The 14,569-nt window shown below is 44.5% G+C and carries 6 protein-coding genes and 1 pseudogene; 1 reads left to right on the plus strand and 6 read right to left on the minus strand.

Translation table 11 applies throughout. The annotated features are described in order from the left end of the window. Positions 1–3: 3 nt before the first annotated feature. The 4 genes and pseudogenes from ACSJJG_RS06645 to ACSJJG_RS06660 form a co-directional block, all read right to left on the minus strand. Positions 4–6,684: pseudogene (locus ACSJJG_RS06645) on the minus strand (amino acid adenylation domain-containing protein). 36 nt (positions 6,685–6,720) lie between these two features. Next, positions 6,721–9,960 carry a non-ribosomal peptide synthetase gene (locus ACSJJG_RS06650; RefSeq protein ID WP_481088858.1) on the minus strand — a complete coding sequence of 1,080 codons (3,240 nt, stop codon included), beginning with the start codon at positions 9,958–9,960 and terminating at the stop codon, positions 6,721–6,723. 374 nt (positions 9,961–10,334) lie between these two features. Beyond that, positions 10,335–11,969 (minus strand): cyclic peptide export ABC transporter, encoded by a 1,635-nt coding sequence (locus ACSJJG_RS06655; RefSeq protein WP_481088859.1) that lies wholly within the window; start codon positions 11,967–11,969, stop codon positions 10,335–10,337. A gap of 257 nt (positions 11,970–12,226) precedes the next feature. Beyond that, positions 12,227–12,649, minus strand: a complete 423-nt coding sequence (locus tag ACSJJG_RS06660; RefSeq protein WP_189760532.1) for a hypothetical protein — start codon at positions 12,647–12,649, stop codon at positions 12,227–12,229. A gap of 274 nt (positions 12,650–12,923) precedes the next feature. Between ACSJJG_RS06660 and ACSJJG_RS06665 the strand changes: the two genes are divergently transcribed. Continuing rightward, positions 12,924–13,618 (plus strand): IS1 family transposase gene (locus tag ACSJJG_RS06665; protein ID WP_189761441.1). Its coding sequence is split into 2 segments (ribosomal slippage): positions 12,924–13,173 and positions 13,173–13,618, totalling 696 coding nucleotides; the frame shifts between segments, so codons are not numbered across the junction. A gap of 33 nt (positions 13,619–13,651) precedes the next feature. Here the strand turns inward: ACSJJG_RS06665 and ACSJJG_RS06670 are convergent. Both ACSJJG_RS06670 and ACSJJG_RS06675 read right to left on the minus strand, forming a co-directional pair. Continuing rightward, the gene (locus ACSJJG_RS06670) at positions 13,652–14,005 is read right to left on the minus strand and encodes a DUF596 domain-containing protein (protein ID WP_189759321.1); all 354 of its coding nucleotides are present in this window, start codon (positions 14,003–14,005) and stop codon (positions 13,652–13,654) included. Between the two features lie 204 nt (positions 14,006–14,209). Then, complete coding sequence (locus tag ACSJJG_RS06675) at positions 14,210–14,563, minus strand: DUF596 domain-containing protein (RefSeq protein WP_189759320.1); 354 nt, start codon at positions 14,561–14,563, stop codon at positions 14,210–14,212. Positions 14,564–14,569: the final 6 nt, after the last annotated feature.

A 14,569-nucleotide genomic window follows, 5' to 3' on the forward strand; every position in this document is an offset into this window, starting at 1 on the left:
TAATTAATTATCTCCATTTAGCAGGGCACGCAGTTCATCTTCGGACAAGTTTTCCAATTCTTTTTGCAGCAATTCGATATCTTCTTGTGCGAAAAAGGTTTCGATCTGTCTTGATGCGATAAGCTCGGCGAGTTCAGAAAGTTCTGGATGGGTAAATATGTCTTGAATGGACATTTCAAGATGGAATGCATCACGTAGTCTTGCCATTAACTGAATGATTGATAGGGAATTTCCACCCAGATCAAAGAAGCTGTCATGGCGTCCTATTTGTTCTAACCCCAATAAATTTTGCAGGATAGCGGCAATTTGCTGTTCGATTTCACCTTGGGGCGCTTCATATTCACGGCTGGCGATGGATGAACGATCTGGCGCTGGCAGGGCTTTGCGATCTAATTTGCCGCTTCCGGTTAGCGGGAAGGCTTCCAGCACAACAAACGCGCCAGGCACCATATAACTAGCCAGACGGCTATTCAGTTGTTCACGCAGCCTATTGGCTTCTGGTGTGAAACCGGATTGTGGAATGATATAGGCCACCAGACGTTTGTCGCCAGTTTCTTCTTCACGGGCGATGACCACGGCATCCCTGACGCCGTCACAGGCGATGAGTTGGGCTTCAATTTCGCCCAGTTCAATGCGAAAACCGCGTAACTTGACCTGAAAATCATTGCGTCCCAGATACTCAATCATGCCGTTTGGCAACCAGCGTCCTAAGTCACCGGTTTTGTACATGCGCGCATTTGGCTGTGCGCTGAATGGATCGGCAACAAATTTCTCCGCTGTCATCTCCGGCTTATTCAGATAACCCCGTGCGACACCTAAACCAGCGATGTGAATTTCACCACTGACACCAATAGGAACCGGTTGACCGAGGGTATCCAAAATATAGATACGGGTATTGGGCAATGGGCGACCAATCGGAATATTGTCATTAATATATGGAACTTGCGTGTTATCTCTCGTCAGGTTATCTACGGTCAATGTTGTGGCAATAACGGTCGTTTCAGTCGGGCCATAGGAGTTAATCCAGCGGCAGGATTGAGTTTCCGAGTGAGACAGCCAGTTCATTAAATGACGATGTTCTGCTTTCTCACCGCCCACAATAAGGGTGTGCAGATATGGGCTGAAACCACTGTGCCCTGCCATCATCTCCTGTACCCAGTGGTGCCAGAAGGCAGTGGGCATATCCATGATGGTGATCTTCTGTTCGCGTATGAAGGCGACAAATGTCGCATCCGGTATGCGGATATGAGGTGGTCACAGAACCAGTGTCGCACCGGCTGCCAGGGTCGGGAAAATATCCGATACCGAGGTATCAAATGCCACGGTGGCAAATTGCAGAATACGATCACCCCATTTTGGTTGGCTGGTCTGATGTTGCGCATGGATAAAGTTCACCACATTACGGTGCTCCAGCATCACGCCTTTAGGTTGTCCGGTGGAGCCGGAGGTATAGATGATATAGGCCAGATGATGCGGTTGCAGCCCTATTTGGCGAACATCAGGGTTATGACTAGGTTGCTGTGCTACCGCGTTACGGTGGTTATCATCATCCAACAACAAGGTTGGAATATCCTGCATCGGCAAATGTGCCTGTAAATGGCGCTGAGTTAACAGCCAGGCTGGTTTACTGTCTGATAATTGATAAGCCAGTCGTTCTGAGGGGTACTCTGGATCAAGGGGAATATAACCAGCCCCCGCTTTAAGGATACCGTACATGCCAATAATCATATCCAGACTGCGATCGACACAGATAGCGATACGATCATTAGGGCGTACACCAGATGCAATCAGATGATGAGCCAGTTGGTTAGCATGACGATTTAATTCGTTGTAACTCAGTTGACTATCGCCAAACACTAGTGCGATCGCATCAGGTGTTTGTTCCGCTTGTTGCTCGAATAGTTGGTGGATCAACCTATCTTGCGGATAGACCAGATTGGTATTATTGAAATCCACCAATAATTGCTTGCGTTGTTGCGTTTGCAGCAACGGCAAATCTTGTATCCGTAGAGAATCATCAGCAACCATCGCTGCTAATAGGGTTTGCAGATAGCTTGCGAGCCGTTCAATGCTGGCACGGTCAAACAGATCACTGGCATATTCCAATTCACCGATTACCCCATTATCGGTATCGTTCATGGAAAGAGACAGATCGAAATGGGTGCTTCTTCGGGTTAATGGCAGTTCATCCAGCACTAAATTGGGTAATTCAAGGGATTGCTGTATCGGTGTGTTATCCAGCGCGAGCATGACCTGAAATATCGGGCTATAACTTAAGCTACGTGGCGGTTGCAGCGCTTCGACCAGTTGTTCAAATGGTAAGTCTTGATGTATATAGGCGGCCAGTGCATGGGCTTTGACTTGTGCTAATAACGCGCCAACGGTGGGGTTATCTTCCAGTTTCACCCTGAGCGCCAGCGTATTGGCAAAGAAACCGATCAACGGTTCTAATTCACTGTGCTGTCGGTTAGCGATAGGCGTTCCGATAACAATATCTTGTTGACCACTGATGCGGGCAAGCAAGATTGACCATGCTGCCAGTAATGTCATGAATAATGTGGAACTATGGCGCTGGCTCAATGCCTTTAAGCCATCACTTAATGCAGGTGAAAGGGTGAATGCCACTTGATCACCATGGTAGCTCTGAACCGCAGGGCGTGGCCTGTCTGTCGGCAGTTCCAGTAACGCAGGGGCACCTTGCAGTGCTTCTCGCCAGAAACTGACCTGTTTTTCCAGCACTTCACCCTGTAGCCATTGTCGCTGCCAGAGAGCATAGTCAGCATATTGTATTGTCAGTGCAGGCAGTGGATCGTCTTGTTCCTGAATAAAAGCACGGTAGAGGGTGGTGAATTCATATATCAGGATGTTCAATGACCAGCCATCCGAAATCATGTGGTGCTGAGTCAACAACAGAACATGTTCATCACTGGAGAGTTTTAGCAATTGTCCGCGAATTAATGGTTCCAGAGCAAAATCAAAGGGATGGTGAGTTTCAAATTGAGCGGCTGCATCAATAGCCGCCTGTTTTTCTGTCTCAGCTAATTGACTGAAATCTTTAATGATCAACTTGAAGCCACGCTCTGCATCGGCAATCACTTGCCGGGCGATACCATCCTCCATTTTGATCGTTGTGCGCAGAATTTCATGGCGGGCAACAATCCTATCCAGAGCCGCTTGCAGCGCATTCAGGTTTAACCGCCCTTTCAGACGCAACCCACCAGAGATGTGATATGCCGTTTGGGCGGCAGGATCTAACTGCGCCAGGAACCACAGGCGTTGTTGTGCCCAGGAGAGCGGAAGCGCTTGTTGTCGGTCGGCGGGGAGTATCACCGGTTGTGTGGCATGCTGTGCTGGTTGATTGGCTGTAGCCAACGATTGTGCCAAATCTGACAAAATTGGATGGGTGAATAGATCTTGCAAGTCCACTTTGCTGTTGAAAACTTGGCGTAAGCGGGTAGCCATCTGTACTGTCAGCAAAGAGTGCCCACCCAATTCAAAGAAATTATCGTGACGTCCTACTTGCTCCAGCCTCAGCAGGGATTGCCAGACTTCCGCCAGTTTCTGCTCAATTTCCCCTTGAGGGGCTTCGTATTCACGACTGGCGATTGCAGTACGATCCGGTGCAGGCAAGGCCTTGCGATCTAATTTACCACTGCCGGTCAGCGGGAATACCTCCAGTATGACAAATGCACTGGGGATCATGTGCTCCATCAGATGGATGCTCAATTGTTCACGCAGATGGGAAGGCATGAGCATAACATCAGGTTGTGGTATCAGGTAGGCAATCAGACGCTTGTCGCCATCAGCTTCCTCACGGGCAATGACCACCACATCTTTGACTCCGTCGCAAGCTGCCAATTGCGTTTCGATTTCGCCCAATTCAATACGGAAACCACGCAGTTTGACCTGAAAATCATTGCGCCCCAGATACTCAATAGTGCCATTGGGTAACCAACGCCCCAGATCGCCGCTTTTGTACATTCGAGCGTTGGCTTCTTTATTGAATGGATCGGGCACAAAGCGTTCTGTCGTCAGTTCCGGTCGGTTCAGGTAACCACGGGCAACCCCCGCTCCACCAATATAAATCTCCCCGCTGACACCGATGGGAACGGGTTGGCCGGAGGGATCGAGAATATAAATACGGGAATTGGCATTGGGGCGGCCAATGGGAATGTTGTTCACCATCTCGGTGAAGGAACCCCCATTCAGTATTAGTGAAGTCACGATAACCGTGGTTTCCGTTGGGCCGTAGGTGTTGATCCAACGGCAGAATTGTGTTTCCGGTAATGATTGCCAATCCAGCCAATGTCGGTATTCCGCTTTCTCACCACCCACAATGACCGTATGCAGGTAAGGGCTGAAACCTGTGCGATCGGCCTTTATCTCCTGTACCCATTGGTGCCAGAACGCAGTCGGTACATCCATGATGGTGATTTTCTGCTGTTGTAAAAAATCAATAAATTCTGTATCCGGCACACGGATATGAGCGGGACGCAGGACTAACGTCGCCCCCGCCGCCAGTGTCGGGAAAATATCTGATACCGAGGTATCGAACGCCATGGTCGCAAATTGCAAAATACGATCCCCTGGCTGAGGTTGACTGATTTGATGTTGAGCATGGATAAAGTTGACCACATTGCGGTGTTCCAGCATCACACCTTTAGGCAATCCGGTCGAACCGGAAGTGTAGATGATATAGGCCAGATGATGTGGTTGCAGCCCTGATTGGCTGGCATCAGGATTATGGGTTGGCTGTTGCGCCACAACCTTTAGATAATTTTCACCATCCAGTAACCAGACCGGAACTTCCGTCAGCGGTAAACTTGCCTGTAAATGTTTTTGGGTCAGCAATAACTTTGGTGTGCTATCTGATAACTGGTACGCCAATCGTTCGGCAGGATATTCTGGATCAAATGGAACGTAGCCTGCTCCTGCTTTGAGAATGCCTAACATACCCATGATCATATCCGGGCTGCGCCCGACGCACAGAGCCACGCGGTCGTCTGGGCGTATGCCAAAGGCAATCAGGCTGTGTGCCAGTTGGTTGGCACGCTGATTCAATTCTGCATAACTCAGTTGCGTATCTTGATACACCAGGGCAATAGTATCAGGCATCGACTCTGCGTGCTGTTCAAAGAGCTGGTGGATCAATTTATCCTGTGGGTAGATGAGGGTAGTGTCATTAAAATCCACCAACAATTGTTGGCGCTGTCGGGGGGTGATCAACGGTAGTTCAGCCACACGCTGGCTATCATCAGTCACCATTGCCGCCAGCAAGGTGTTTAAATGGCTGACCATACGCTCAATCGTGGCGTGGTCGAACAGATCACTGGCATATTCCAGATCACCCACTAAACCCTGTTCAGTTTCATCCAGAGTTAATGTCAGGTCAAAGTAAGCACTATCCCTGATTAATGGCCGTTCATCCAATACCAAGCCCGGCAGCTCGAAATGCCGTTGTCCCGGCGTATTATTGGTTGCCAGCATAACCTGAAAAATTGGGCTATGGCTCAGGCTGCGCGGAGGTTGTAAGATTTCGACCAATTGTTCAAAGGGCAGGCCTTGATGGGCAAATGCATTGATTGCTTGTTCTTTTACTTGTGCCAGAAGTTCATTGACACTGGGGTTATCATGCAATTGCACACGTAATGCTAATGTATTGGCAAAAAAGCCGATTAAAGGGGCTAATTCAGGCTGCTGACGATTAGCAATGGGCGTACCAATCACAATATCATCCTGACCACTGAGACGGCAGAGCAATGTCGCCCATCCAGCCAATAACGTCATAAATAGGGTTGTTCCGTGACGTTGGCTGAGTTCTTTTAAACCAGTCTGCAATGCGGGAGGCAGAGCAATATTAACGCGTCCGCCAATATAGCTTTGCTTCGCAGGGCGTGGACGGTCGGTGGGTACTTCCAGAAGTGCGGGAGCACCTTGCAGGGTACTACGCCAGAATTCGACTTGTTTTTCCAGCACCTCTTCCTGTAACCCATTTTTTTGCCAGAGAACATAATCAGCATACTGAATGGTCAGGGCGGGCATGGGATCAGGCTGTCCTTGACAGAATGCGTGATAAAGTGTGGACAGTTCTTGCATAAAGATACTGACTGACCAGCCATCAGAGATAATATGGTGCTGAGTTAACAGCAGGATATGTTGATCTTCTGCCAGTTTTAGCAAGCGTCCCCGTGCTAATGGACCATTAACAAAATCAAAGGGGTGGTTTGCCTCAAGATAGGCGACTTTTTCAATTGCCGCTTGCTGTTCTGGCGTCGTTCCCTGTTCTGAATATAGCTGGCTGAAATCTTCTTGTATCAGGGGAAAACCACAATCTGCATCATGGATAATTTGCTGTGCTTCGTCTTCTACCGTCATGATCGTGGTACGGAGAATTTCATGGCGCGCCACAATACGATCCAAGGCTGCTCGCAAGGCATTCAGATCCAGTTTGCCCTTTAGATTTAACCCCACTGACATATGGTATGCCGTTTGTGCAGCAGGATCTAATTGAGCAAGGAACCATAAACGTTGTTGTGTCCAGGATAATGGCACGCCGTTATCACGCGGCTGAGCCGTGATTGTTGTTTTTTTCGTCGATTGGCGGGTTAGTTTTGCTGATGTGGCTAACTTAAGTAGTCTTCTGCGTTCCGCTAAGGGTAGAGATGAAAGCTCGTTATTATTCATTGGATTATCACCACTTAAAACAAAGTAAATTAAAATCTAATTCATTGATTTATAAATATCTTGTAGAGATTCTGAATCAAATTGCCCTAATAGAGAGTCGATAATGCATTCTTCAAGCTGACAGAGAGTTGGGTTGGAAAACAGTTGATGAATAGATAATTCAACATCAAATATTTGTTTTATTTGCGACTGTAGCTGTAGTACTAACAGTGAATGTCCGCCCAATTCAAAAAAGTTGTCATAGCGGCTTATCCGATCCAGTCCCAATAACACTTGCCAAATGACGGCCAACTGCTCTTCCGTTTCGCCTTCTGGAGCCGCATATTCACGACTTGACATGGCAGCATGATCGGGAGCAGGCAGGGCCTTGCGATCGAGTTTGCCATTTGGGGAGAGAGGAAACGCCTCCATCACCACAAAGGCACTCGGTATCATGTAATCGGCAAGAGTTCGGCTTAATTGCTCACGTAGTTGAGAAATGTTCGGAGTGCTATCCTGATTTGGGATCAAATAGGCAACCAGTCGCTTGTCATTGGTTCCATTGGCACGGGCAACAACCACCGCTTCACGAATGCCTGCACACTGAGTCAGGCAAGTTTCAATTTCACCCAGCTCAATACGTAATCCGCGAATTTTGACTTGAAAATCATTGCGTCCCAGATAGGCGATACTGCCATCCGGTAGCCAACGTCCCAGATCGCCGGTTTTATACAGACGAGCATCAGCATCGGTATTGAATGGGTCATTAATAAAACGTTCAGCGGTCAATTCAGGCAGGTTCAAATAACCACGGGCAACACCCACTCCCCCGATATAAATTTCCCCCGCCATACCAATTGGAACGACTTCTCCGTGGGTATCGAGAATATAGATTTGGATATTGGCAATAGGATACCCAATCGGCACTTGCCCGATATAGCGACCCGGAACACATTGCCAGGCCGTGACATCAATGGCTGCCTCCGTAGGACCATATAAATTATGCAGTTCGCTGTGAGGCAAGTGGGACAGACAGTGTTGTTGCAAGGCATAAGGCAGTGCTTCCCCACTGCATAAAATTTGGCGCAGGGAAAGGCAGCGTCCGGCCGGAATATAATGAAGAAAACTTTGCAACATGGAAGGCACAAAGTGGATCGTCGTGATTTGACGGTTTTCTATCTCTTCCAATAAATAGTGCGGTTCTTTGTGACCGCCGGGGCGAGCCATCACTAATTGACCGCCAACCATCAGGGGAAGGAAGAATTCCCAAACAGAAACATCAAAGCTAAATGGCGTTTTTTGTAAAACGCGATCTTGCGGGGTTAATTGATAAGTATCCTGTGCCCAGAGCAAACGGTTAACCACACTGCGGTGCTCATTCATCACGCCTTTGGGTAATCCCGTGGAGCCAGAGGTATAGAGTACATAGGCCAGATGACGCGATGTTAGCCCTAAATGAGAAGCCTCTAAGTTATCATCATCCTGGCGGGCAATATTGGCCTGAACGGTTGAGTTATCTAAAAACCAGACAGGAATTTCGGTCACGGGCAATTGTTTTTGCAAGCCATGATGGGTCAGCAGGACCACAGGTTCACTGTCTGACAGGATATAAGCGAGCCTGTCTGTGGGATATTCAGGATCGAGTGGCACATAAGCTGCCCCCGCTTTTAAAATCCCCAACAGACTAATGACCATATCCAAACTACGCACCATGCAAATGGCGACGCGATCATCTGGATGAATTCCCGCGGCGACAAGAGCGTGAGCTAGCTGGTTAGCCCGCTGATTTAATTCCATGTAACTGAGTTGCGTATCCCCATACAGCAGTGCAGTTACAGTTGGGTTGCGTTCTGCTTGTTGCTCAACAAATTGATGGATTAAGGCGTGTTGCGGGAAGGGATTATCCGTATTGTTAAAATTATGAAGGATTTGCTGACGTGCCTGTTCATCCATCAGTGGCAAACGATCAATTGTTTGCTGTTCGTTATCTACCATCGCTTCCAGCAGAACCAAGAGGTTCTGCATAAGCTGGGAGATGAATGCTGCATCAAATATTGCAGTGTCATAATAAAAGGTATAGCCGATATGATCGCCGGATTCTAAGACATTTATCATCAATGGAACGGGAACATCGGCATAGAGAGGATATGGGAAAGGCCGCAACTCGGCATTTCCCCACTGTACCGTGACATTGTCATCTTCCGCCATCCAGAGGGTGGTGAGATCACCAGTATATCTGGCTTTTTGGAATATCATGACCGTCTGGAAAATGGGGTGAACGTCTGCATTGCGTTGCAGTTTCAGTTGTTCCAGTACCTTGGTGAACGGATATTTCTGGTTTTCAATCCCTTGTCGGATGGTTTTTGTCGCTTGTGTGATATGTTCCTGTACTGTCATATCACCGTTTATCTGGCAGCGTAAAGCAACCGGATTGATAAATTCACCGACTAATTTTCCCCAACGAGCACGGCCTCTTCCCGGCAAGATAGAACCGATAATGACATCATCCACTTCGGTATAACGGTTCAGAAGAATTTGGTAGGCGGCCAGAAAAACAGCAAACAGGCTGTTATCATATTTTAGGGTCAATGCTTGCAACTTATGTGTCAGTGATTTGTTAATTATTTTCTTTAAAGATATTTTTCCTGTGGCGGTCAGGGTGCTGTTTTTAGGTGGCCATAGCGAGACAGCTAAATCACCCGCCAATGTGTTTTGCCAGAATCGTTGCTGTTTTTTAGCGCTGGCACTTTTTAGCCATTGTTGTTGCCATTCCACATAATCGTGGAAACTATTTTCTGGTGCGGGTTCCAGGGGTTTTGCAGAAAGCAGAGCATCAAGTTCATCTAACAGTATCCAATAAGACCAACCATCAACGGCCAGATGATCAAAGGTCAGGACCATAACGCTGTCCTGTTGACTGCACTGATACCAACTGGCATAAACCCGCAGCGGATGGGCTAGATCAAACATATGCCAGCAATCGTCTTGAACACGCTGTTTAAGCGTTTCTTCGCTAAGATGTTGGGCATCATGTATTGTCAGTGTGATTTTAGCGCTGTCTGCGATGCAATAGCCTAAGTCGCCGTAGTATAGTCCGAAACTTGCCCGCAGCATCGGATGTCTTTGTACCAATTTATTGAGAGCTTCTTCTAAACGCTTAGCCGTCAATCCTTTAATATGAGCGCAAAATGCACTATTATTTTGACCGCGCTTGTCAGGGTCAATTTGATATTGAAACCAGCGGCTGCGTTGAGCTTCTGATAAAGGGAATGATTTCAATTTTTCAGGGTAATTCATTCTATAGCTCCCTTTTTATGGGTACATTAAAAATAAAAACATGAGAACTGATAAAACAAGAAATCACACTTGGGTTTAAATAATAAAAATAGCTGACCATTCTAATAAAAAAGAACAGTCTTATTTTTATATTTATTCAATCTCTTCTTGCCGCTGAGAAAATTATATTTATTACAAAATTAGATAATTTTACATTAAATAATCCTATTACACATTTCTAATAATGTTTTTCTAATGTGTCTAATTTTATTATAGGCATTATGTGATAAAATTTATTGCCATTGGTGATTTTTTGTTCAGTAAGCTTTTTTGGGGGTATAAAGTGAAATAAGAGCCTATTTTATTAGGCTCTTTGCTATAAGCTTTATTTCATTTTATTGAATATAATGGTCCTTATGATCCACTTCTTTAATATGACCATCTTCTAATTTGATAATGCGGTCAGCTATATTAAAATAAGCATCATCATGACTAATAACCAGGACAGTTTTACCTCTGGCTTTTAATTCTGGCAGCAGCTCAGTATAGAATAAGCGTTTAAACACAGGGTCCTGGTCGGCTGCCCACTCATCAAACAGATAAATAGGACGATCTTCCAGATAAGCTGAAACTAAAGCCAGTCGTTTCCGTTGACCTGCGGAAAGATTTGTGGTGGAAAATCCGCCATCAACGATTTTAACTTTGTGTGTCATGTTTAATGCTTCAATATAATGTGTTGCTTTTTCGGTGACATTCGCATCGCTGTTGAGTAACTGCTCAAATAGATGGTAATCAGAAAAAACAGCAGCAAAATGTTGCCGATAATGTTCATTATTCGCTGATGTTACTTGCACATCATTTAATGAGATAGTACCGGATTCTTGCTCAAACAGGCCAACAAGCAACATGGCGAGCGTTGTTTTCCCACTACCATTCCCACCGACGATAAAAACAATTTCGCCTTGCGATATTTTCAAACTTAATGGACCGAGTGCAAACTGGCGATCTTCTTTATCCGTTGTGTAATGGTGGACAACATCTTTCAGTTCAATCTCGATGGCTTGTTGCTTGTTAAATGGATTCGTGCCTTCAACTTGTACCGATAGAGCTTCATCCAATTGGCTGTCAAGACGCCGCATTTTATTCAATGAAACTTCCGCTTCTCTCAGCTCTGGAATTGCTCCAATAACTTCACTGATGGGGCCTGATAAGAAGAGAACAAGCAGCGATACAGTCACCAATGTTGCTGGTTCTTGGGGAAGCCAAATCGGGACAACAAAAATAATAATACCAATCATGACATAAAATGTAACAGAACTGGAATTAATCACCCAGGCATAGCTGGAGTTCGCTTTAGTACAGATCTCCTGGAATACTTTGGCGGCAGGAGCAATCACTTTGTTAATGAAAAGATGACCTTTTTGTTTATTGAGTTGCAGCTCTTTACTACCATCAATCAGGCTTTGGAAATTAAGGTATATTTTATCTACTTGATCACGCATATCTGTCATTAATTGTAATGGATATTTTTCCCACAGATAAAACACATACATTCCGATAAGGCTGAGTGCCGCTAAAATGAGAAACAGTTGCCAGGACATCCAGGCCAAATAACCAAAACAGGCTATGATTAGGGTAATATTACCAAAAACAGAGGGGGCCAACATAAAGGAATGGACAAAAACATCGACATCTTTGGTTAAAACCGCCAATAAACCGTGCCGCCCAAGTTTATGCAGTTTTTTGAGTGGCGCCCGCAAAATTTTATTACTTAAACTTAGACGTAATGAAAAAACCGTGGATTGGGCTAAGTGAGATAATGTGATTTCTGACACGGTTTTAGTAATAAAAAAAATAAAACAGATGCCAAAAAAGCTCCAAAGAAATGTAATCAGGTTAATCTCTTCTGTTACTCCTTGACTGATCATCCCGACTATCGAAGCACCGGCAAACCCACTAATTAATGCGCTTATTGTCGATACCAACAGTAATACCCAAGATTGACGATATAAATAAGCTATTAGAGTCATAAAAAACAAGCCATTGTCGAAGGTTATAATTAATATGAAAATTCATATTTCTGCTTACTCAATCCACTATGGTTATTTTTTTCTTATAAAACTGCAAGTGTGATTTATAGTATGGCAATATTAATAAATATAATCGTGATAAAGATTATTCCAATATGAATGGTAACTATGTATGATTATATAGGTAAATTATTTGAATGATGATAAGACGGAGGAATGGCACTGCTATTAACAGACAAAAGTATTTTTCTACATGGCTAATTTTCTTCATAACGTAACCAGAACGGGAGTTCATTTGCCCCCAAAGCATCATATTCCTCAAGCGATCTGTCTATCTCGGTGATACAATATGGAATATCTGTCACAATCACCTTAACGGGACTATAAGTGCCGAAATCTTCATAAAATCCCTTAGCTGATATTATACAATGCTCAAGCCCTTCAAAATACTTTTGAAACTTTTGTAATAAATCTCCAGAAAAATTATCCTGATTTTTTATTAATGACAACATATTATCCAAATCTTCAAAAGGAAGGTAACGAAGATAAAACTGAGATAATAGTTTTTGCTCTCCTATATTATCAACACCTTGATTCAACAAATTGAAAAATTCAACCATATCAGCGCTTGAACCAAGTTCCACCATAGTACAACCGCCATGAAATCCTATATTTTTCATACTGGTCACCATTTAAAATCAATATTAGTTTTTTCGATAGTACTATTAGATTTTTACGTAAAAGTAGAATAGGTAAAACGGACTTCCCTTATTATCTCACTATATAATATCCCAAATTTTATAGCTGGAATTGATAATCCAGCTGATACACAGTCCATTGATATATCAGTCAATGAAAAAATCACGTCCAATACAGCTCGCCGCTCTCCAAAATCCGGTCACGTATTCAATTTGTTGTTTCTCATGTATACTCCTCACTTTTTCAGGAAATCAGATGGCAACGGTAGAAGTGAAATGTCGATTTTGTCAACAAACCGAATCGGTAAGAAAACATGGCACGGGTCAAGGTGAACGTCAGCGTTATCGTTGCCTGTCTTGTCGCCGTACTTTTCAGCTTGAATATGCTTATCGTGCTTGCCGGACGGGCATAAAAGAACAAGTTGTGGATCTTGCCATGAATAATGCCGGTATCCGTGACACTGCACGGGCACTACATATCAGTATTAATGCTGTCGTTCGCACTTTAAAAAATTGTCCCCACGATGTGTAACCACATTACCGCTGGAACAGGTGGAAATTGAGCTCATCTGTGAAGTCGATGAGATGTGGTCATTTGTTGGGAATAAAAAGCAACAACGTTGGTTATGGTATGCTTGGGAGCCTCGTCTGAAGCGTATTATTGCCCATACTTTCGGCCGACGAAGCAAAAAGACGTTGAAGAAACTGCTCAAAAAATTATCGCACTTTAACGTCGCTTTTTGGTGTACCGATAAATTCAAGGCTTACACCTTGTTGCCCACGGATAAACACCTCATCGGAAAAAGTTTTACGCAGCGTATTGAACGTGAAAACCTCACCCTTAGAAACCGAATTAAGCGGCTGAATCGTAAAACATTAGGCTATTCAAAATCACCGGAAATGCATGACAAAGTCATCGGGACTTTTATCGAAAGAGAATATTATATTTAAGACCAATCAACATTTTGAATACGTGACCAAAAATCACGTCCAATACAGCTCGCCGCTCTCCAAAATCCACACAATCCCCCCCGGGCATTCCTCAAAAACGAACCATAGCCCATCATATAATTCTTCCTCCGTTTCAGGGAAAGCTGCCCGCAAGCGGGCTAACTGTTCATCAATAGTTCCCGCCAGAAATTCGTCATGTTTGGCGAGCTTAATCCTGCCTTTTTTTAACAGTAACTCAAGAAACTCAAGAAAATAGTCTTGTTTATCCTTATAAGAAAAATCAGTCTTGCCAAAATTCTTTGCTCTCATTGCTGACCACACAATACTGGGAGAGCTTCCTTCTAATTCTTCCAGAAATAACTTATACTGACTTTCACTAAATAGCATATTTCCCCCTTATTAGCAGGTTTATGGCAGAACTATCTTCTAGTCTAGCAAAAAATCTGGTTTATTAGGAATGTATATGAACCGGAAGGCGGGGGAATAAAGTGAAAGCACCAGATAATTACAATTCTTTCACACAAAAAAGAAAGCTGTGGGATCTTTTCATCCACACAGCTTGATTTGAAAAACTGTCACTCACTCAAAAAATCACGTCCAATACAGCTCGCCGCTCTCCAAAATCCACACAATCCCCCCCGGGCATTCCTCAAAAGCAAACCAGAGTCCATCATATAATTCTTCTTCCGTTTCAGGGAAAGCTGCCCGCAAGCGGGCTAACTGTTCATCAATAGTTCCCGCCAGAAATTCGCCATGTTTGGCGAGCTTAATCCTGCCATTTTTTAACAGTAACTCAAGAAACTCAAAAAAATAGTCTTGCTTATCCTTATAAGAAAAATCAGTCTTGCCAAAACTCTTTGCTTCCATTGCTGCCCACACAAGGCTAGGAGAGCATCCTTCTAATCCTTCCAAAAATAACTTATACTTACTTTCACTAAATAGCATATTTCC

The organism is Xenorhabdus sp. SGI 60 (assembly GCF_056632175.1).

Coding starts and splice junctions, on each gene's coding strand:
- ACSJJG_RS06670 (WP_189759321.1), bottom strand. CDS start 14,005: ATGCTATTTAGTGAAAGTCAGTATAAGTTATTTCTGGAAGAATTAGAA.
- ACSJJG_RS06655 (WP_481088859.1), bottom strand. CDS start 11,969: ATGACTCTAATAGCTTATTTATATCGTCAATCTTGGGTATTACTGTTG.
- ACSJJG_RS06650 (WP_481088858.1), bottom strand. CDS start 9,960: ATGAATTACCCTGAAAAATTGAAATCATTCCCTTTATCAGAAGCTCAA.
- ACSJJG_RS06660 (WP_189760532.1), bottom strand. CDS start 12,649: ATGAAAAATATAGGATTTCATGGCGGTTGTACTATGGTGGAACTTGGT.
- ACSJJG_RS06675 (WP_189759320.1), bottom strand. CDS start 14,563: ATGCTATTTAGTGAAAGTAAGTATAAGTTATTTTTGGAAGGATTAGAA.